Origin of the sequence: Streptomyces sp. NPDC096323 (assembly GCF_040302845.1) — a bacterium.
Classification (GTDB): domain Bacteria; phylum Actinomycetota; class Actinomycetes; order Streptomycetales; family Streptomycetaceae; genus Streptomyces.
The window spans coordinates 585,051-605,243 of the sequence record NZ_JBEOSI010000001.1 but is presented as its reverse complement, the minus strand read 5'-3'; the positions used below and the strand labels follow the sequence as shown (position 1 = coordinate 605,243).

Genomic DNA, 20,193 nt, shown 5'->3' with positions numbered 1-20,193 from the left:
GGCCGCCGCCTCCGTGCGCCCCGGCGGCAGATTATGATCGCACCCTGATGACTGCCACTCTCGTCGCCAAGGACCTCGCCGCCGGACACGGCGACCGCACTCTCTTCGCCGAGCTCGACCTCGTGGTCGCGCCCGGTGACGTGATCGGTCTCGTCGGAGTCAACGGCGCCGGCAAATCGTCGCTGCTCCGGCTGCTCGCCGGGCTCGACCAGCCGGAGGAGGGCGAGCTGCGGCTCTCCCCGCCCACCGCCACCGTCGGCCACCTGCCGCAGGAGCCGGAGCGCCGGCCCGACGAGACCGTGCGCGCGTTCCTGGCCCGCCGCACGGGCGTCGCCGACGCCCAGGCCGCGATGGACACCGCCACGCAGGCCCTCGTGGACGGTGCCCCCGGCGCGGACGACGCCTACTCCGAGTCGCTGGAGCGCTGGCTCGCACTCGGCGGTGCCGACCTGGACGAGCGGGCCGAGGAGATCGCGGCCGACCTCGGCCTCACCGTAGGACTCGACCTGCCGATGACCGCCCTCTCCGGCGGCCAGGCCGCCCGCGCCGGACTCGCCTCGCTCCTGCTGTCGCGCTACGACGTCTTCCTGCTCGACGAGCCCACCAACGACCTCGACCTGGACGGTCTGGAACGGCTGGAGCGGTACGTCTCCGGGCTGCGCGCGGGCACGGTCGTCATCAGCCACGACCGCGAGTTCCTGATGCGCACGGTCACCAAGGTCCTGGAACTCGACCTCGCCCAGCAGCAGATCAACCTGTACGGCGGTGGCTACGCGGCCTACCTGGAGGAGCGCGACCGGGCCCGCAGGCACGCCCGCGAAGAATTCGAGGAGTACGCGGACAAGCGCTCGGCCCTCGAGGGCCGGGCGCTCATGCAGCGTTCCTGGATGGACAAGGGCGTCAGGAACGCCCGCCGCAAGGCAGGCGACTCCGACAAGATGGCCCGCAAGTTCCGCAGCGAGTCGAGCGAGAAGCAGGCGGCGAAGGCCCGGCAGACCCAGCGCATGATCGAACGCCTCGACGTCGTGGACGAGCCGCGCAAGGAGTGGGAGCTGCGGATGGAGATCGCCTCCGCGCCCCGCTCCGGCTCCGTCGTGGCCACCCTGCGCGAGGCCCGGGTCGGCCGCGGCGACTTCGCGTTCGGGCCGGCCTCGCTCCAGATCGACTGGGCGGACCGGGTCGCCATCACCGGCGCCAACGGGGCCGGCAAGTCGACGCTGCTCGCCGCCCTGCTCGGCCGTCTCCCGCTGGACTCGGGGCACGCGAGCCTGGGCTCGGGCGTGGTGGTCGGCGAGGTCGACCAGGCGCGGCAGCTGTTCCACGGCTCGGAGAGCCTCCTGGAGGCGTTCTGCGCGGCCGTGCCGGACACGGAACCCGCGGAGGTCCGTACGCTGCTCGCCAAGTTCGGTCTGCGCGCCGAGCATGTGATGCGCCCGGCGACCACCCTCTCCCCGGGCGAACGCACCCGGGCGGCGCTCGCCCTCCTCCAGGGCCGGGGGGTCAACCTCCTGGTGCTGGACGAGCCCACGAACCACCTGGACCTGCCCGCGATCGAACAGCTGGAGTCGGCGCTGGACTCCTACACGGGGACGCTGCTCCTGGTCACGCACGACCGCCGCATGCTGGAGGCGGTCCGCACGACCCGCCGCGTCGAGGTGGCGGCGGGCCGGGTGACGGAGATCTGACGACCGGGGCCGGCCAGCACCCGGTATCCCGGCCCGGCCGGGGCTACCGGCTGCCCAGCACCCGCGTACCCTTCCCAGTCCGGGTTTTGCGGGCCTGCCCCGCGTACCCCCCAGCCCCTGGGGGTCCCCCGGACGAAGTCCGGGGGAGATTGAGGAGCGGGGTCCGGGGCGGAGCCCCGGTTACGGGAAGGGGCGGGGCGGGGAGTAGGCCCGCCGCAGGCGCCCCACCCCGAACCCGACCCCACCCCGCCGGGGCCTACCGCTTCTTGCCGCCCTGCCCGGGCTCCAACAGCCCGGCCCGCCGCAGCGCATCGGCCATCGCCCCGTTGGCCGGAGCCGCGGCCGGCGCCTGACGAGCGCCGCCGGCGTTGCCGCCCGCGCCACCGCGCCGGTCACGCCCCTGACCGCCCTGGCCGCCTTGACGGCCACCCTGGCCGCCCCGCACGCCCGAACCGCCCTGCGCCTGCCCCTGCCCCTGCCGCTGCCGCGGCGGACGCCCGCCGCGCTCACCGGCGGAGGCACCGGCGGCGCCGGAGCCCGCACCGGCCCCCGCCTCGTCGTCCAGCCGCAGTGTCAACGAGATCCGCTTCCGCGGAATGTCGACCTCCATCACCTTGACCCGGACGATGTCACCCGGCTTCACGACATCACGCGGGTCCTTCACGAAGGTCCGCGACATCGCCGACACGTGCACCAGACCGTCCTGGTGCACCCCGACGTCCACGAACGCGCCGAACGCCGCGACGTTCGTCACGACCCCCTCCAGCACCATCCCGGAGACCAGGTCGCCGATCTTCTCGACGCCTTCCTTGAAGGTCGCCGTCTTGAAGGCCGGACGGGGGTCCCGCCCCGGCTTCTCCAGCTCCCTCAGAATGTCGGTGACGGTCGGCAGCCCGAACTTCTCGTCCACGAAGTCGTCGGCCCGCAGCGTCCGCAGCACGCCCGTGTTGCCGACCAGCGAGGCGACGTCACCGCCCGTCCGCTTCACCATCGCGCGGACCACCGGGTACGCCTCCGGGTGCACACTGGACGCGTCCAGCGGGTCGTCGCCGCGGATCCGCAGGAAGCCCGCGCACTGCTCGTACGCCTTCGGGCCCAGCCTTGCCACATCCTTGAGGCCCTTGCGCGAGCGGAAGGGGCCGTTGGCGTCGCGGTGCGCCACGATGTTCTCCGCGAGCCCCGAACCGATGCCGGAGACCCGTGAGAGCAGCGGCGCGGACGCGGTGTTGACGTCGACCCCGACCCCGTTCACACAGTCCTCGACGACCGCGTCCAGCGAACGCGACAGCTTCACCTCGGACAGGTCGTGCTGGTACTGCCCGACGCCGATGGACTTCGGGTCGATCTTCACCAGTTCGGCCAGGGGGTCCTGGAGGCGGCGCGCGATCGAGACCGCCCCGCGCAACGACACGTCCATGTCCGGGAGTTCCTGCGAGGCGAAGGCCGAGGCGGAGTACACGGAGGCGCCCGCCTCCGACACCATCACCTTGGTGAGCTTCAACTCCGGGTGCTTGTCGCACAGTTCACCGGCGAGCTTGTCCGTCTCGCGCGACGCGGTGCCGTTGCCGATCGCGATCAGATCGACATCGTGCGCCTTCGCCAGCTGCTCCAGCTTGGCGAGCGACTGGTCCCACTTGTTGGCCGGGACGTGCGGATAGATGACATCGGTCGCGACGACCTTGCCGGTCGCGTCGACGACGGCGACCTTCACCCCGGTACGGAAGCCGGGGTCGAGCCCCAGCGTGGCCCGCGTCCCGGCCGGCGCGGCGAGCAGCAGATCGCGCAGGTTGGACGCGAAGACGCGTACCGCCTCGTCCTCCGCCGCCGTACGCAGCCGCAGCCGCAGATCGATCCCGAGGTGGACGAGGATCCGGGTCCGCCACGCCCAGCGCACCGTGTCGCCCAGCCACTTGTCGCCGGGGCGCCCGCGGTCGTTCACGCCGAAGCGGCGGGCGACCATGTTCTCGTAACTCGACGGGCCGGGCGTATCGGACGGCTCCTCCGGCTCCAGGACCAGGTCGAGGACGTCCTCCTTCTCGCCCCGGAGCATCGCCAGGACCCGGTGCGAGGGCAGCGCGGTGAACGCCTCGGCGAAGTCGAAGTAGTCCGCGAACTTGGCGCCCGCCTCCTCCTTGCCGTCCCGCACCTTCGCCGTCAGCCGCCCGCGCGACCACATGCGCTCGCGCAGCTCGCCGATCAGGTCGGCGTCCTCCGAGAAACGCTCGGTGAGGATGGCGCGGGCCCCCTCCAGGGCCGCCGCGGCGTCCGCGACCCCCTTGTCCGCGTCGACGAAGGCGGCAGCCGCGGCGAGCGGATCCGCCGACGGGTCGTCGAGCAGCCCGGAGGCGAGCGGTTCGAGACCGGCCTCACGGGCGATCTGCGCCTTGGTCCGCCGCTTCGGTTTGAACGGGAGGTAGATGTCCTCCAGGCGCGCCTTCGTGTCGGCACCCCGGATCCGCGCCTCCAGCGCCTCGTCGAGCTTGCCCTGCTCCCGTACGGACTCGAGGATCGCCGCACGACGCTCCTCCAGCTCCCGCAGATACCGCAACCGCTCCTCGAGCGTGCGCAGCTGCGCGTCGTCGAGCATCTCGGTGGCTTCCTTGCGGTAGCGCGCGATGAACGGCACGGTCGATCCGCCGTCGAGCAGCTCGACGGCCGCCTTCACCTGTCGCTCGCGTACGCCGAGCTCCTCGGCGATCCTGCCTTCGATGGACGTCGTCACGGTTCTACCGACTCGCCTTCTCCTGCTGGCTGTGCTGGTCGGGCCCGGGGCCGGCCGTTCGGACCGGCGCCGGAGCCACTCGCCTGCATTGTGCCGGGTGGCCGGGCGCCGTGTCGCCCGACCGCCCGAGTTACCGGTCGCCTGTTTCCGGCAGGTCAGCCGGTCGCGTCCGCGGGAAACGCGCCGGCCGCCAGCGCGATGCCGAGGAATCCGCGCCCGAGTTCCGTGAGCCGGGCCACGCCCGCGCCGCCGAGATGCTCGTACGGCGCCAGGTCCATCCGGTCCGTGGCCTCCTCCAGGCCGGCCCGCAGCGCGGTGCCCTCCTCCGTCAGCCCGCCCTCGGCGGTGAGCAGTCCACGCTCGCGCAGCCGCGCGGAGGCGTCCTCCCAGTCGGTGCGCCGCCAGCCGCGGCTGGCCAGGATCCAGCGCGGGGCCATGCCCTTGCCGGTCGCGGTGTGGCTGACCAGGGCCTCCAGAGGGTCGAGCGAGGCGGCGAGGAGAGCGGCGAGATGGGCGTCGCCGCGGTGTTCGCGCAGCAGCGTCGCGGCGTGCCAGTACGCGAGGTGCGGCTGCTCAGGCACCGGGAGATCGGCGTGCGCCGCGTACAGCGGCCGCGCGTGGCGCGTGCAGCCCTCGGCGGCGCGCAGGGCCAGTCGCGCCGCCTCGGCCATCTCGGGGGAGGCGACGGTCTCCTCGCCGAGCAGCCGGCGCAGCGTCGAGTCGGCGGCACGCAGCCGGGCCGCCAGGACCGCCTCCGGCGTGGCGATGTCCCAGACGGCGGGCACGTGCCTGGTCACGAGCGCGCGGTTGAAGTTGTAGAAGGTGGCGGTGACCGTACCGGGCCCGACCGCGCCCATGGCGGCCGCACGTGCGGCGAAGTAGGCGGCGGAGGGATCGTCGATCCCGAGTCCGGCGAGCTCCTTGCCGAGGTCGGGGGAGAAGTAGAGCGCGGAGTGCAGCGGGTTGAGAGCGTTGTGGCAGCGGCGTCCGGCGCGAGGCGGAAGAGTACTCATGCCCGCACGTTACCGACTGGTCGGTACGTGCTGGAACCCCGGGACCCGGGTGACGTGCGCCGCAGCCCGGCATGGCAGAAAAGGTGGAGATCTCGTCATTGCGGCCATCCGCCGCGGCCGCCCAGGATGGTGGACATGAAGCAGCGATCCGTGCTCGTCGTCCTCTTCGACGGCATCCAGAGCCTCGATGTGACCGGGCCCATGGAGGTCTTCGCCGGCGCCTCCCGGTTCCCCAGGGTCTCGTACGACCTGCGCACCGCCTCGCTGGACGGTGCGCCGGTGCGCTCGTCCTGCGGCCTCGCACTGGTCCCCGACGGCAGCCTCGCCGAGGCCGCGACGCCCCACACGCTTCTCGTCCCGGGCGGCCAGGGCACCCGCGATCCCGCGCCCGCCCTCGTGGACTGGCTGCGCGTGCACGGCCCGCGCCCCGAACGGCTCGTCTCCGTCTGCAGCGGCGCCCTGCTGCTCGCCGCGGCGGGACAACTCGACGGCCACCGGGTGACCACCCACTGGAACGTCTGCGACCACCTCGCCCGCACCTACCCAGCCGTAGAGGTCGATCCCGAACCGATCTTCGTACGCGACGGCCGGCTCGCCACCTCCGCCGGGGTCACGGCCGGCATCGACCTGGCGCTCGCCCTCGTCGAGGAGGACCACGGCCGGGAGGTGGCGCTCACGGTGGCCCGGCATCTGGTGGTCTTTCTGCGCAGGCCCGGCAATCAGTCCCAGTTCAGCGCCCAGCTCACCGCCCAGACGGCCCGTCGCGAACCGCTGCGCGAGGTCCAGCACTGGATCACCGAGCACCCCGCCGAGGACCTCTCCGTCGAATCCCTCGCAGCCCGCGCCCGGCTCTCGCCGCGCCACTTCGCCCGCGCGTTCCAGACGGAGACCGGCATGACACCCGGCCGGTACGTCGACCGCGTCCGCCTCGAGCAGGCACGCCGGCTCCTGGAGGACACCACCGACGGCGTCACCGGAATCGCGCGCACCTGCGGCTACGGCACCCCGGAGGCGATGCGCCGGGCGTTCCTCAAGGCGGTGGGGACGGGACCCGCCGAATACCGCCGGCGGTTCAGCTCCCGCCCGGCCCACCAGAAGTAACCCGCTCACCGACCGAAAGGCAGGCACGCACCCATGCAGATCGCCATCCTCCTCTTCGACCGCTTCACGGCGCTGGACGCCGTCGGGCCGTACGAGATCCTCTCCCGCGCGCCCGGTGCCGAGACCGTCTTCGTCGCGGAGTCGGCCGGCGAGGTGCGCAACGACAGCGGCAGCCTCGCGCTGGTCGCCGGCCGGTCACTGGACGACGTCCCGGCCCCCGACCTGGTGATCGTCCCAGGCGGCCCCGGGCAGAGCGCCCAGATGGAGAACGAGACCCTCCTCGGCTGGCTGCGCCGGGCCGATGCCACCAGCACCTGGACGACCTCCGTCTGCACCGGATCGCTGCTGCTCGCGTCCGCCGGACTCCTGGAGGGGCGGCGCGCCACCTCGCACTGGCTCGCGCTGGAGACGCTGAAGGAGTACGGCGCCGAGCCGACCGGAGAACGCGTGGTCACCGACGGCAAGTACGTCACCGCGGCAGGCGTCTCCTCCGGCATCGACATGGGCCTCACCCTGCTCGGCAGGATCGCCGGCGACGAGCACGCCCAGGCCGTGCAGCTGCTCACGGAGTACGACCCCCAGCCGCCGTACGACGCGGGATCACCGCAGAAGGCCCCGGCCGCGATCGTCGAGAAGTGGCGCGCCCGGAGCCGTTTCGTCGTTCAGTAGGGTCTTTACGCCCCAGCCGGCCACGTGAAGCGCGGGGCGCGGCGCTCCAGGAACGCGGCGACACCCTCCGCGGTGTCGCCGCTGCGGCGTGCCTGCTCCGCCCAGTGCGCGTCCCGGTCCTCGCGCCCGGCCGCGAACTCCTTGGCCGCCGCCTGGGTCAGCTGCGAGCGGGACACCAGGGTGCGTACGTACGCGTCGACCCGCTTGTCCAGCTCGCCGGCGGGCAGCACCTCGTCCACCAGCCCCGTCCGCAGCGCCCGGTCCGTGCCGATCAGCTCGCCTGAGAACAGGAGGTGCTTGGCCGTCGCCGGGCCGGTCAGCGCGACCAGCCGGCGGGTGGAGGACGCGGCGTAGACGATGCCGAGCCTGGCCGGGGTGACACCGAACGACGCCCCCTCCTCCGCGAACCGCAGGTCGCACGCGGCCGCCAGCTGGCTGCCCCCGCCGACGCAGTAGCCGCGCACCGCGGCGAGCGTCGGCCGCGGGAAGGCGGCCAGCGCCTCCTCGGCGGCCACGGCGAGACCCTGCGGCGCGCCCGCGGGGTCGCGCAGCGAGGCGATGTCCGCACCCGCGCAGAAGGTGTCCCCGGCGCCGGTCAGCACCAGCGCGCGCACCGACGGATCGGCGGCCAGCCCGTCGAGCAGCACGGGCAGCGTCTGCCACATGGCGGCCGTCATCGCGTTGCGCTTGGCCGGGTTGCTGATGACGACGGTGGCCACGCCGTCAGCGACGGTGTGCTCCAGCCGGGGTTCCGTGCGGTCCATACGCCGGATGCTATCCATGCCGTTCGAACCTATGATCAAGAAGGGGTCGCGAAGCCGGTACGGACCCTGAGGAGACCGCGGTGACAGATACCGTGAAAGAGGGCAGGAAGCTCAACCGCAGTTTCAGCGGTCTGGCCCTGCTCGGCATCCTGCTCGTCGTCGCCGGTCTGGTGGGCCTCGTCTACACGGGCGTGGCGACGCTCACCTCGATGATCCTGTTCGGCTGGCTGCTGCTCATCGGCGGTCTCGTCGGGCTGCTCCACGCGGTCCAGTCGCGCGGCACCAGCTACTTCTGGCTGGGCGTGGTGGTCGCGGCGCTGAACATCGCCGCCGGAGTCGTCGTCATCCGCCACCCCCACGGCACCGCCGAGGCGCTGACCATGTTCGCCGCGCTGCTCTTCCTGACGGGCGGGGTCTTCCGTCTCGTCGGCAGCGTCGTCGTGCGCGGGCCGCAGTTCGGCTGGACGCTGCTGCAGGGGGCGTTCGGCCTGCTGCTCGGCCTGCTGGTCCTCTTCGACTGGCCGCACAGCAGCCTCTACGTGCTCGGCTGCTTCTTCTCGCTCGCCCTGCTCTTCGACGGGCTCGGGCTCATCGCGATCGGTGTCGGGGGCCGCCGGATCGTGTCGATGGTCTCGGACCGGATGGCGCCCGGCACGGGCGCGGACGAAGCACCGGAGGCGGACAACAAGCGGTCCGAAAGCTGAAACACCCGTGCAAATTCGGTCAATTACCGTCGATTGAAGTCGACTTCTGTTCAGTGGTAAGGGTCGAACCGACTACGCCCCGCACCCTGTACTCGACGTGCAGTCACCATCGAGTGGAGAGCGGGTACCGGACAATGGAGAGCCGCGGGAGTGTCCCCGCCCGGCCCGTGTCGTACGAGGGGGTCTGGCGGTTCACCGCCCCGGCCACGGACGTCTCCGTACCCCAGGCCCGGCACGCCGTACGTGATCTGCTGGAACGCCAGGGCGTCCCCGTGGACGACGACATCGCCCAGGGTCTGCTGCTCATCGTCTCCGAGCTGGCGACCAACGCCGTGAAGCACGCCGCGCTGCTCTCGCCCGAGCTCGCGGTCGAGGTCGCCGTGGGCGCGGAATGGATCAGGGTGTCCGTCGAGGACAACCACCCCTACCGGCCGACGGCGCTGGAGACGGACTACGCCCAGACCGGCGGGCGCGGGCTGCTGCTCGTCCGTGAGATCACCCGCGAAGCGGGCGGGACCTGCGACGTGGAGCACACCGCGGGCGGCGGAAAGGTCATCTGGGCGGCGCTGCCGCTCCGCACACGTCTGTGACCCCCCGCGCCGGCGGATCGCGTCCTACCAGCCGGCGGCCGGTCCGGTCAGCTCCCGGATCGCGGGACGGGCGGCGTCCAGCACGGTCATGAACCAGGCGGAGAACGGGGCCTCGGCGTGCCGCTCGGCCAGCTCCCCGGCCGTCACGAAAGCCGTCTCACCCACCTCATCGGGATCCGGGCTCACCTTTTCCTGGGCCATGCCCACGAAGAGGTGGTTGAACTCCTGCTCGACCAGACCCGACGCCGGATCCGGGTGGTTGTAGCGCACCGTGCCCGCCTCGGCCAGCAGCGAGGGCGAGACACCCAGCTCCTCGTACGTCCGCCGGGCGGCGGCGGCGAAGGGCGCCTCGCCCGGATACGGGTGCCCGCAACAGGTGTTGGACCAGACTCCGGGGGAGTGGTACTTGCCGAGTGCGCGGCGCTGGAGCAGCAGCCGGCCCTGCTCGTCGAAGAGGAACACGGAGAACGCGCGGTGCAGTTGACCGGGGGACTGGTGAGCGGCGAGCTTCTCCGCCGTGCCGATGGTGGTGCCGTTCTCGTCGACCAGTTCGAGCATGATCGCTTCTGCTGCGCCGTTCGACGAGGTGTTCGCCGCGGTGGCTGGTGTGGTCGGCATACCCATCCTTCGCTGTGGTCCCGGCCCCGAGCGCCGGTCCCGTCGAGTCTGCTCAAGTCTGCCGTACAAAAGCGGCTTGTCCGCACTTCGGCTCCTGGCATGTCCGGCCCCACCGCACCTCCAGGGCGCGCCGGGCCCGGGAGGTGCGTCAGACGCCGAAAGCCGCCGGATACTCGATCATGCCCCGGGGAACGGGCACGGAATCATCGAGGACCAGAGCCATCATCGCCTCGTCCGGTACGTCGAAACCCGGCCGGATTCCGTACCGCGACGCGGGCACGAATCCGAACTTCGGGTAGTACTCGGGATGGCCGAGCACCAGGACCAGCGGCTCCCCGCGCCGGCGTGCGGCATCGAGCAGGGCCCGTACGACGGCCTGCCCGGCGCCGCGGCGCTGATGAGCGGGGGCGGTGGCCACCGGGGCCAGCGCGAGTGCCGGGACGCCACCGACCAGGCAGCGGGTCAGCAGGGCGCAGGCGGCGACGGAGCCGTCGGGCGCCTCGGCGACGTACGAGAGCCCGGGCAGCCAGGCCGACGGATCCTGGCGCAGGGCGTCGACCAGATCGGCCTCGGCCGGCGTCGGGAACGCGGCGGCGTTGACCGCGTGCACGGAGGCGGTGTCGGCAGGCGTCTCGGGGCGGGCGGCGTACACATGCTCGCGATCGCCGGCGTGCGGGGGAGAGGCGGGCGAGCCGTTCAGGGAGTGATCGTCGTCGGTCAACGTGGGCAACCCTTGAGTGTTTTGTGCATCGCTTCGAAAACCCTACACCGCGGGGTTCGCACCGCCCCGCGTCAGTGGCAGAGCCTCGCCTCGTGCTCGGCGTGGCCGCTCGGCTCCAGCTGGAACGTGCAGTGCTCGACGTCGAAGTGGTCGCCGAGGCAGCCCTGCAGCTCATGAAGGAGCTTCTCGTGTCCGATCGAGTCGAGGAGCTCCTGCTGCACCACCACGTGCGCGGAGAGCACCGGCATCCCCGAGGTGATCGTCCAGGCGTGCAGATCGTGGACGTCCAGCACCCCGGGCAGCGCCGTGATGTGGTCGCGCACCTCGCCCATGTCGACCCCCGGGGGCGCCGACTCCAGCAGCACGTTCAACGTCTCGCGCAGCAGCTTCACCGTACGCGGGACGATCATCAGCCCGATGACAAGCGAGGCGATCGGGTCCGCGGCCTGCCAGCCGGTCGCCAGAATGATGCCCGCCGAGACCAGCACGGTCACCGAGCCCAGGGCGTCCGCGAGCACCTCCAGATAGGCGCCGCGCACATTGAGGCTGTCCTTCTGCCCGCGCACCAGCAGTGACAACGAGACCATGTTCGCGACCAGGCCGACCAGCGCGAAGGCGATCGTCAGGCCGCCCCGGGTCTCGGCCGGGGTGAGGAAGCGCTCGACCGCCTCGAAGAGCAGATAGCCGCCCACCCCCAGCAGCAGGAGGCAGTTGGCCAGGGCGGCGAGGATCTCGGCACGGGCGAAGCCGAAGGTCCGGTTGGGGCCGGCCTGTCTGTTGGCGAAGTGGATCGCCAGCAGGGCCATGCCCAGACCGAGGGCGTCGGTCGCCATATGGGCCGCGTCGGCGATCAGCGCCAGCGAGCCCGACAGCACGCCTCCGACGACCTCCATGACCGCCACGGCGAGCGTGATGCCCAGCGCGATCCTCAGCCGCCCCTTGTACGCGGCGGCTGCCGTGCCCGTGGGTGCGGGCCCGTGGTGCGCATGTCCGTGATCGTGCCCTGCCCCCATGGGGACGCCTCCCGGTCGTCTGCGTCGCCCGGACGCGAATGGTCCGGGCACTGTCAGTGAACTACGGGTGGGGGGTATCGGGCAACACGGCACTGAACACCGTTGTCAACTGCTCTGACCTGCGGAAATGCTCGCAGGTCAGAGCGGCGGACGCCGACCGTTTGCCCCTTACTGCGCGGCCGTGGCCGGATGGTGCAGCAGCCAGCCCTGCCAGGCCGACTCGACCATCTCCCGCACGCCGCGGCGGGCCGTCCAGCCGAGTTCGCCGGACATCCGGTCGCACGAGGCGACCGCCTTCGCGGCGTCCCCCGGGCGGCGCGCTTGGGTCTCAGGCTTCACCTCATGGCCGGTGACGTCCGCCACCAGCCCGGCGAGCTCGCGCACGGAGACGCCCTCGCCGCGGCCGATGTTCACGGTCAGGTCCCCGGGGCCGTCCTGCGCGGCCAGATGCCGGGCCACGGCCAGGTGCGCGTCCGCCAGATCGGCCACGTGGATGTAGTCGCGGATGCAGGTACCGTCCGGTGTGGGGTAGTCGTCACCGAAGATGCGCGGCGCCTCGCCGCGGGTCAGCCGGTCGAAGAACATCGGAATCACGTTGAAGACACCGGTGTCCGACAGGTGCGGCTCGGCGGCGCCCGCCACATTGAAGTAACGCAGACAGCCGGTGGACAGACCGTGCGCCCGCCCGGCCGCCCGCACCAGCCACTCGCCGGCGAGCTTGGTCTCGCCGTACGGATTGATCGGGGCGCAGGGCTCGTCCTCGGTGATCAGCTCCGCCTCCGGTACGCCGTAGACCGCGGCCGACGACGAGAACAGGAAGCGCCGCACCCCGGCGGCCACGACGGCCTCCAGGAGGACGTTCAGTCCGGCGACGTTCTCCCGGTAGTACAGGAAAGGCTTCTCGACGGATTCGCCGACCTGCTTCTTCGCTGCGAGATGCACCACACCGGTCACCTCGTGCTCCGCGAGCACCCGGTCCAGCAGCGAGCGGTCGGCCGCCGAGCCCCGGACCAGCGGAACGTCGTCCGGCAGCCGGGCGGAATTGCCCGTCGAGAGGTCGTCGAGGACGACCACCCGTTCCCCGGCTCCCCTCATCGCCCGCACCACGTGTGCCCCGATGTATCCGGCTCCGCCGGTGATCAGCCATGTCATGCCGGTCAGGTTAGAGGGTCCGGCTGTGGACGCACGTCCTCGCGCCCATGACGCCGGACACCTGTTTTGTCAGGCGAGGCGGCCATCGACGATGATGATCGCGGACGGAGCCGGATGATGCCGGTCCGGCCGGAACGGAGCACAAACGGGCAGTGAACTCCCGCTTCCGTTCATCCGATAGCCTCTGCCGACATGCCGCCGGCCGTATTCAGGCCCGCGCTGTCGCGCGCCGACCCGTGTCAGCACCAAGGAGTGAGTTCGTCTGTCGACCGCCATTCTCACAGGTGCTCCGGTACCCGGATCCTCGCTGCAGGACGATCTGAGGTCACTGGGCTTCGACGTACAGACCGCCGCCGACGTCACCGAGGCGGCCCGGTTGCTGTCCGCGGTGCCGGCCGAGCGCCGCGTCGCCCTCGTCGACCCCCGCTTCGTCGGTCATGTCCACGCCCTACGGCTCGGACTCACCGATCCGCGCTTCCCCGCCGCCGCCGTCCCCGGAGCGCTCACCGCGCAGCCCGAGGCGCGCCCCGCCCTGGTCCGCGCCCTGCGCACCACCACCGACGCGGTCGGCGCGGGAGTCCCCGCAGGCCCGCCCGGCAGCACCGTCGCGGTCACCGACCGCACCGTGCCGGGGCGGCTCGCCGCCACGATGGACGCCGAGGGCACCCCGGTCCAGCGCCCGGAGCTCGGCTCGCTCGTCGCCGCCGTGCCGGCGGACGAGGCCGCACGCGCCGCCGCGCAGAGCGGTGTCGCCGCCGTCGACGACGAGGCGGTCCGGCTGCGCAGCGCCGTGAAGGCCCGTGACGGCTTCTTCACCACGCACTTCATCAGCCCGTACTCCCGCTACATCGCCCGCTGGTGCGCGCGCCGCGGATTCACCCCGAACCAGGTCACCACCGCGTCGCTGCTGACGGCACTGGTCGCGGCGGGCTGCGCGGCCACCGGCACCCGCGGCGGATACGTCGCCGCCGGTCTCCTGCTCCTCTTCTCCTTCGTGCTGGACTGCACCGACGGGCAGCTCGCCCGCTACTCGCTGCAGTACTCGACGATGGGAGCCTGGCTCGACGCCACCTTCGACCGGGCCAAGGAGTACGCCTACTACGCGGGCCTCGCCCTCGGCGCCGCCCGCGGCGGTGACGACGTCTGGGCGCTGGCGCTCGGCGCGATGGTGCTCCAGTCCTGCCGGCACGTCATCGACTTCTCGTTCAACGAGGCGAACCACGACGCGGTCGCGAACTCCAGCCCCACCGCCGCCCTCTCCGACAAGCTCGACAGCGTCGGCTGGACGGTCTGGGTACGCCGCATGATCGTGCTCCCGATCGGTGAGCGCTGGGCCATGATCGCCGTGCTGACCGCGCTCACCACACCCCGGATCGTCTTCTACGCGCTGCTCGTCGGCTGCGCCTTCGCGGCCTGCTACACCACGGCCGGCCGGCTGCTGCGCTCCCTGACCCGCAAGGCGCACCGCACCGACCGCGCCGCCCAGGCCCTCGCCGACCTCGCCGACTCCGGACCGGTCGCCGAACTCGTGGCGGCGCGCGGACCCCGCATCCCCGGCGCCTGGAGTGCCCCGCTGGTGGCGGTCGTCGGCACCGGCGCGCTGATAGCCGCCGCGCTGCAGCAGCCCTTCGGCAGCGGGCAGATGATCGCCGCCGCCGTCTTCTACGCGATCTGCTCGGGCATAGCCGTCGCCCGCCCGCTCAAGGGCGCACTCGACTGGCTCGTCCCCCCCGTCTTCCGGGCGGCGGAGTACTGCACGATCCTCGTCCTGGCCGCCCGCAGCGGCGTCGACGGAGCGCTTCCCGCGGCCTTCGGCCTCGTTTCGGCGGTCGCCTACCATCACTACGACACGGTGTACCGCATCCGAGGCGGCACCGGCGCCCCGCCCCGGTGGCTGGTGCGCACGATCGGCGGGCACGAGGGCCGGACCCTGGTGGTGGCCGTACTCGCCGCCGTACTCACGGGGCCCTCCGACTTCGCCGTGGCCCTCACCGTGCTCGCGGTGGCCGTGGCCCTGGTCGTGCTCGTGGAGTCCATCCGCTTCTGGGTGTCCTCCGGGGCGCCCGCCGTTCACGACGAAGGAGAACCCGCATGATCGGCCTCGTACTGGCAGCCGGCGCAGGAAGGCGCCTGCGCCCCTACACCGACACGCTCCCCAAGGCCCTCGTGCCGGTGGACGGCGACAAGACGGTCCTCGACCTGACGCTGGCCAACTTCGCCGAGATCGGGCTCACCGAGGTCGCGATCGTCGTCGGCTACCGCAAGGAGGCCGTCTACGACCGCAAGGAGGAGCTGGAGGCCAAGTACGGCCTGAAGCTCACCCTCGTCGACAACGACAAGGCCGAGGAGTGGAACAACGCCTACTCCCTGTGGTGCGCCCGCGAGGTACTCAAGCGCGGCGTGATCCTCGCCAACGGCGACACCGTCCACCCGGTCTCCGTCGAGCGGACCCTGCTGGAGGCCCGGGGCAAGGGCCAGAAGATCATCCTCGCCCTCGACACGGTGAAGAACCTCGCCGACGAGGAGATGAAGGTCATCACCGACGGTGACATGGGTGTGCGGCGGATCACGAAGCTGATGGACCCGGCCACCGCCACCGGCGAGTACATCGGCGTCACCCTCATCGAGGCCGAGGCCGCCGAGGAACTCGCCGACGCGCTCAAGGCGACGTTCGAACGCGACCCGGACCTCTACTACGAGGACGGCTACCAGGAACTCGTCAACCGCGGCTTCACCGTCGACGTGGCCCCCATCGGCGATGTCACCTGGGTCGAGATCGACAACCACGACGACCTCGCGAAGGGCAGGGAGATCGCATGCCGGTACTGACCCGACTCATCCCCTCCCCGGTCTTCGTCGACATCAGCCGCGGCGCCATGGACGACCTGGCCGGCCTCCTCGCCGACCAGCGGATCTCCGCGTCCGGCAAGCTCGCGATCGCCATCAGCGGCGGCTCCGGGCAGGCCCTGCGCGAGAAGCTCGCCCCGGCGCTGCCGGGCGCCGACTGGTACTGCGTCGCCGGCGGTGACATCGATGCCGCGGTGAAGCTGGCCGACGACATCAAGGGCAAGCGCTACGACGCCGTGGTCGGCCTCGGCGGCGGCAAGATCATCGATGTGGCGAAGTACGCCGCGGCACGCGTCGGCCTGCCGCTGGTCTCGGTTGCCACGAACCTCGCCCACGACGGCCTGTGCTCGCCCGTAGCCACCCTGGACAACGACAACGGCCGGGGCTCCTACGGTGTCCCGATGCCCATCGCGATGGTCATCGACCTCTCGGTGATCCGGCAGGCCCCGGACCGCTTCGTGCGCTCCGGCGTCGGCGACGCGATCTCCAACATCTCCGCGATCGCCGACTGGGAGCTCTCCCACCAGGTCAACGACGAGCAGATCGACGGACTGGCCGCCGCCATGGCCCGTACCGCGGGCGAAGCCGTCCTGCGGCACCCCGGCACCGTCGCCGACGACGAGTTCCTCACGGTCCTGGCCGAGTCGCTGGTGCTCTCGGGCATCGCCATCTCGATCAGCGGGGACACCCGCCCGTCGTCCGGCGCCTGCCACGAGATCAGCCACGCCTTCGATCTGCTCTTCCCCAGGCGGGCCGCCAGCCACGGCGAGCAGGTCGGCCTCGGCGCCGCCTTCGCCATGCACCTGCGCGGCGCCCGCGAGGAGTCCGGGCTCTTCGCCGACGTGCTCCGTCGGCACGGACTGCCGGTCCTGCCCGAGGAGATCGGCTTCACCGTCGACGAATTCGTGCAGGCCGTCGACTACGCCCCGCAGACCCGCCCCGGACGCTTCACGGTCCTGGAGCACCTCAACCTGTCCACCGACCAGATCAGGGACGCGTACGCCGACTATGCCAAGACCATCAGTAGCTGAACTCCGTCCGGTCGTGCACCCCCCGGGCGTCAAGGACCGGCGCAGCGGCGAACACTGGGCGGGGCGGATATACATGCGCGAGGTCTCGCTGCGTGTGGACCGCTACCTGGTGAACACCAAGGTGACGCCCAACCAGCTGACCTACCTGATGACCGTCGCCGGTGTGCTCGCCGCTCCGGCCCTGCTCGTCCCGGGCATTCCCGGCGCGCTCCTCGGCGTCCTCATGGTCCAGCTCTATCTGCTGCTGGACTGCGTCGACGGCGAGCTCGCCCGCTGGAAGAAGCAGTTCTCCCTGGCCGGGGTCTATCTGGACCGGGTCGGCGCCTACCTCTGTGACGCCGCCGTGCTGGTCGGCTTCGGCCTGCGCGCCGCGGACCTGTGGGGCACCGGGCGCATCGACTGGCTGTGGGCCTTCCTCGGCACGCTCGCCGCGCTGGGCGCCATCCTGATCAAGGCCGAGACCGACCTGGTCGGGGTCGCACGCCACCAGGGCGGGCTGCCGCCGGTCAAGGAGGCCGCCTCCGAGCCGCGTTCGTCCGGTATGGCGTTCGCCCGCCGGGCCGCCGGGGCGCTCAAGTTCCACCGGCTGATCCTGTGCGTCGAGGCGTCGCTGGTCATCCTGGTCGCGGCCGTCCTGGACGCGGTCCGCGACGATCTGTTCTTCAGCCGCCTCGCGGTCGCGGTGCTGGCCGGCATCGCGCTGCTCCAGACCCTCCTCCACCTCGTGTCCGTGCTGGCATCGAGCAGGCTGAAGTGAGCTCCCCCATGAAACTCGGCGCGGTCATCATCACGATGGGCAACCGCCCGGCCGAGCTGCGTGCCCTTCTCGATTCGGTCGCCGCGCAGGAGGGCGACCGGATCGAGGTGGTCGTCGTCGGCAACGGTTCCCCCGTTCCGGAGGTCCCCGCCGGTGTCCGGACCGTCGAGCTGCCCGAGAACCTGGGCATTCCCGGCGGCCGCAACGTGGGCATCGAGGCCTTCGGGCCCTCCGGCGCCGACGTCGACGCGCTGCTCTTCCTCGACGACGACGGGCACCTGCCGCTCACCGACACCGCCGAGCTGTGCCGGCGGGCGTTCGAGGCCGATCCGAGGCTCGGCATCATCAGCTTCCGGATCGCCGACCCGGACACCGGCGAGACCCAGCGCCGCCACGTCCCGCGGCTGCGCGCCGCCGATCCGATGCGCTCCTCGCGGGTGACGACCTTCCTCGGCGGCGCCAACGCCGTACGCACCCGGGTCATCGCCGAGGTCGGCCCGCTGCCGGGCGACTTCTTCTACGCGCACGAGGAGACCGACCTCGCCTGGCGGGCGCTGGACGCCGGCTGGCAGATCGACTACCGCGCCGACATGGTCCTCAACCACCCCACGACCGCGCCCTCCCGGCATGCCGTGTACCACCGCATGGTGGCCCGGAACCGGGTCTGGCTGGCCCGGCGCAACCTGCCCGCGCCCCTGGTTCCGGTGTACCTCGGCGTGTGGCTGCTGCTGACCCTGCTCCGCAGGCCCTCGGGCCCGGCGCTGAAGGCATGGTTCGGCGGCTTCCGGGAAGGCTGGTCGACGCCCTGCGGACCTCGCCGTCCGATGAAGTGGCGTACGGTGTGGCGGCTGACCAGACTCGGCCGCCCTCCGGTCATCTGAGAGGTCCGCCTCTGGGAGCATGAGGGTTAAGTTTTCTTGTCGGGACCTGTCCGCCCTGAGGCGCGCCCGCAACTGGCTGCGCGTGTGAATACGAGAGTTTCATCTGGTGAGTGACACAACCCATGACGGTGCTGTTGCGTTGAGCACCCCGCCATCGGCCGACGACGGCCTGAGCCCTGCCGCGCTGGCCAGGAAGTACGGTCTGACGGTCAGCGGCGCCCGGCCCGGACTCCTGGAGTACGTGCGCCAGCTCCGCGGGCGACGCCACTTCATCATGGCGTTCTCCCGGGCCAAGCTGACCGCTCAGTACAGCCAGGCCAAGCTCGGCCAGTTGTGGCAGGTGGCCACTCCGCTCCTGAACGCCGGGGTCTACTTCGTCATCTTCGGTGTGATTCTCGGTACGAAGAAGGGGATGGAACCGGAGGTCTTCATCCCGTTCCTGGTGACCGGGGTCTTCGTCTTCACCTTCACCCAGAGCTCGGTGATGGCCGGGGTCCGCGCGATCTCCGGCAACCTCGGGCTGGTGCGTGCGCTGCACTTCCCGCGCGCGTCGCTGCCCATCTCGTTCTCCCTCCAGCAGCTCCAGCAGCTGCTGTACTCGATGATCGTGCTGGTCGCGGTGACGGCGGGCCTCGGCAGTTATCCGAGCCTCTCCTGGCTGCTGGTGATTCCGGCGCTCGCCATGCAGTTCCTCTTCAACACCGGACTGGCGCTGATCATGGCGAGGCTCGGGGCCAAGACGCCCGACCTCGCCCAGCTGATGCCGTTCGTCATGCGGACCTGGATGTACGCCTCCGGCGTCATGTTCTCCATCCCGATCATGCTCGCCGACAAGCCGGCCTGGATCGCCGATGTGCTGCAGTACAACCCCGCGGCCATCTACATGGACCTCATCCGGTTCGCGATGATCGACGGTTACGGCTCGGAGAACCTGCCGGCGCACGTCTGGGTGGCGGGACTGGCCTGGGCGGTCCTGGTGGGCGTGCTGGGCTTCGTGTACTTCTGGAAGGCAGAGGAGCGGTACGGCCGTGGCTGAGGACAACACAGCGGGGCGCGTCCCCACCGTGATCGCCGACGACGTGCACATCGTGTACCGCGTCAACGGCGCCGGCGGTGGCAAGGGCGGCGCCACCGCCGCACTGAGCCGGATACTGCGCCGCGGCAAGGGCGAGGAGCGCGGGGTCCGGAAGGTGCACGCCGTACGCGGTGTCTCCTTCACCTCCTACCGGGGCGAGGCCATCGGCCTCATCGGTACGAACGGTTCCGGCAAGTCCACCCTGCTGCGGGCCATCGCCGGACTCCTGCCGACCGAGCAGGGCAAGGTGTACACGGACGGACAGCCCTCGCTGCTGGGCGTGAACGCGGCGCTGATGAGCGACCTGACGGGCGAGCGCAACGTCGTTCTCGGCGGTCTCGCCATGGGCATGAGCCGTGAGGAGATCCGCGAGCGTTACCAGGACATCGTCGACTTCTCGGGCATCAACGAGAAGGGTGACTTCATCACCCTGCCGATGCGGACGTACTCCTCCGGTATGGCCGCCCGGCTGCGTTTCTCCATCGCTGCCGCCAAGAACCACGACGTCCTCATGATCGACGAGGCGCTGGCGACCGGTGACCGCAAGTTCCAGATCCGCTCCGAGGAGCGCATCCGCGAGCTGCGCAAGGAGGCCGGGACCGTCTTCCTGGTCAGTCACAGCAACAAGTCGATCAGGGACACCTGCGACCGCGTGCTGTGGCTGGAAAAGGGCGAACTGCTGATGGACGGCCCTACCGACGAGGTGCTCAAGGCGTACGAGCGCGAGACGGGCAAGTAGCGCGTCACCGAAGTCGCGCACCGCGGCGGCCCCGGCCGGACCTTCCGGCCCGGGCCGCCGCGCTGCTTGCGGACCGTGGACCGGGTCCTAGGGTCTCTCCACGGCTCGTCG

At 71.4% G+C, this 20,193-nt stretch carries 19 protein-coding genes; 12 read left to right on the top strand and 7 right to left on the bottom strand.

Annotation, left to right across the window (positions count from 1 at the left end):
- The first annotated feature begins 47 nt into the window (after nt 1-47).
- Complete coding sequence (locus ABTX18_RS02710; RefSeq protein ID WP_352120906.1) at nt 48-1,685, top strand: ABC-F family ATP-binding cassette domain-containing protein; 1,638 nt, start codon at nt 48-50, stop codon at nt 1,683-1,685.
- Between the two features lie 256 nt (nt 1,686-1,941).
- On the opposite strand, the gene ABTX18_RS02705 is transcribed toward ABTX18_RS02710, so the two are convergent.
- Together ABTX18_RS02705 and ABTX18_RS02700 are read right to left on the bottom strand one after the other, a co-directional pair.
- Nucleotides 1,942-4,407 (bottom strand): Tex family protein, encoded by a 2,466-nt coding sequence (locus tag ABTX18_RS02705; protein WP_352120905.1) that lies wholly within the window; start codon nt 4,405-4,407, stop codon nt 1,942-1,944.
- Between the two features lie 155 nt (nt 4,408-4,562).
- A complete protein-coding gene (locus tag ABTX18_RS02700) occupies nt 4,563-5,420 on the bottom strand; it encodes an SCO6745 family protein (RefSeq protein ID WP_352120904.1) in 858 nt (285 codons plus the stop codon).
- Between the two features lie 135 nt (nt 5,421-5,555).
- On the opposite strand from ABTX18_RS02700, the gene ABTX18_RS02695 reads away from it, so the two are divergent.
- Both ABTX18_RS02695 and ABTX18_RS02690 read left to right on the top strand, forming a co-directional pair.
- Nucleotides 5,556-6,521: a GlxA family transcriptional regulator gene (locus ABTX18_RS02695; protein WP_352120903.1), complete on the top strand. Its 966-nt coding sequence runs from the start codon at nt 5,556-5,558 to the stop codon at nt 6,519-6,521.
- Between the two features lie 33 nt (nt 6,522-6,554).
- Nucleotides 6,555-7,190, top strand: coding sequence for a DJ-1/PfpI family protein (locus ABTX18_RS02690; RefSeq protein ID WP_352120902.1), 636 nt, complete (start codon nt 6,555-6,557; stop codon nt 7,188-7,190).
- A gap of 5 nt (nt 7,191-7,195) precedes the next feature.
- On the opposite strand, the gene ABTX18_RS02685 is transcribed toward ABTX18_RS02690, so the two are convergent.
- Complete coding sequence (locus tag ABTX18_RS02685; RefSeq protein ID WP_352120901.1) at nt 7,196-7,954, bottom strand: enoyl-CoA hydratase/isomerase family protein; 759 nt, start codon at nt 7,952-7,954, stop codon at nt 7,196-7,198.
- Nucleotides 7,955-8,034: 80 nt separating this feature from the next.
- On the opposite strand from ABTX18_RS02685, the gene ABTX18_RS02680 reads away from it, so the two are divergent.
- Together ABTX18_RS02680 and ABTX18_RS02675 are read left to right on the top strand one after the other, a co-directional pair.
- Complete coding sequence (locus ABTX18_RS02680) at nt 8,035-8,658, top strand: HdeD family acid-resistance protein (protein ID WP_352120900.1); 624 nt, start codon at nt 8,035-8,037, stop codon at nt 8,656-8,658.
- Between the two features lie 134 nt (nt 8,659-8,792).
- Nucleotides 8,793-9,248, top strand: coding sequence for an ATP-binding protein (locus ABTX18_RS02675; protein WP_352120899.1), 456 nt, complete (start codon nt 8,793-8,795; stop codon nt 9,246-9,248).
- Nucleotides 9,249-9,272: 24 nt separating this feature from the next.
- Here ABTX18_RS02675 and idi read toward each other — a convergent pair whose 3' ends face one another.
- From idi to galE, 4 genes are all read right to left on the bottom strand, one after another.
- Nucleotides 9,273-9,866, bottom strand: coding sequence for an isopentenyl-diphosphate Delta-isomerase (idi, locus tag ABTX18_RS02670; protein WP_352120898.1), 594 nt, complete (start codon nt 9,864-9,866; stop codon nt 9,273-9,275).
- Between the two features lie 148 nt (nt 9,867-10,014).
- Nucleotides 10,015-10,596: a GNAT family N-acetyltransferase gene (locus ABTX18_RS02665; protein ID WP_352120897.1), complete on the bottom strand. Its 582-nt coding sequence runs from the start codon at nt 10,594-10,596 to the stop codon at nt 10,015-10,017.
- Nucleotides 10,597-10,658: 62 nt separating this feature from the next.
- Entirely contained in the window at nt 10,659-11,600 is a 942-nt protein-coding gene (locus ABTX18_RS02660) for a cation diffusion facilitator family transporter (protein WP_352120896.1), read from the bottom strand.
- A gap of 168 nt (nt 11,601-11,768) precedes the next feature.
- Nucleotides 11,769-12,752 carry a UDP-glucose 4-epimerase GalE gene (gene galE, locus ABTX18_RS02655; RefSeq protein WP_352120895.1) on the bottom strand — a complete coding sequence of 328 codons (984 nt, stop codon included), beginning with the start codon at nt 12,750-12,752 and terminating at the stop codon, nt 11,769-11,771.
- 307 nt (nt 12,753-13,059) lie between these two features.
- Here galE and ABTX18_RS02650 point away from each other — a divergent pair, with 307 nt between their 5' ends.
- From ABTX18_RS02650 to ABTX18_RS02620, 7 genes are all read left to right on the top strand, one after another.
- Nucleotides 13,060-14,847, top strand: coding sequence for a DUF5941 domain-containing protein (locus tag ABTX18_RS02650; protein WP_503061087.1), 1,788 nt, complete (start codon nt 13,060-13,062; stop codon nt 14,845-14,847).
- Nucleotides 14,844-15,581 carry a phosphocholine cytidylyltransferase family protein gene (locus ABTX18_RS02645; protein ID WP_352120894.1) on the top strand — a complete coding sequence of 246 codons (738 nt, stop codon included), beginning with the start codon at nt 14,844-14,846 and terminating at the stop codon, nt 15,579-15,581. Before ABTX18_RS02650 ends, ABTX18_RS02645 begins: the two co-directional genes overlap by 4 nt.
- Complete coding sequence (locus ABTX18_RS02640; RefSeq protein WP_352120893.1) at nt 15,569-16,630, top strand: iron-containing alcohol dehydrogenase family protein; 1,062 nt, start codon at nt 15,569-15,571, stop codon at nt 16,628-16,630. The genes ABTX18_RS02645 and ABTX18_RS02640 overlap by 13 nt, the downstream gene beginning before the upstream one ends.
- On the top strand, nt 16,608-17,387 hold the full coding sequence (locus ABTX18_RS02635) for a CDP-alcohol phosphatidyltransferase family protein (RefSeq protein ID WP_136324842.1): 780 nt from the start codon (nt 16,608-16,610) through the stop codon (nt 17,385-17,387). Before ABTX18_RS02640 ends, ABTX18_RS02635 begins: the two co-directional genes overlap by 23 nt.
- 8 nt (nt 17,388-17,395) lie before the next feature.
- The gene (locus tag ABTX18_RS02630) at nt 17,396-18,268 is read left to right on the top strand and encodes a glycosyltransferase family 2 protein (RefSeq protein ID WP_352121152.1); all 873 of its coding nucleotides are present in this window, start codon (nt 17,396-17,398) and stop codon (nt 18,266-18,268) included.
- A 106-nt stretch (nt 18,269-18,374) separates the two neighbouring features.
- Complete coding sequence (locus tag ABTX18_RS02625) at nt 18,375-19,304, top strand: ABC transporter permease (RefSeq protein WP_352120892.1); 930 nt, start codon at nt 18,375-18,377, stop codon at nt 19,302-19,304.
- Entirely contained in the window at nt 19,297-20,082 is a 786-nt protein-coding gene (locus ABTX18_RS02620; protein WP_352120891.1) for an ABC transporter ATP-binding protein, read from the top strand. Before ABTX18_RS02625 ends, ABTX18_RS02620 begins: the two co-directional genes overlap by 8 nt.
- Nucleotides 20,083-20,193: the final 111 nt, after the last annotated feature.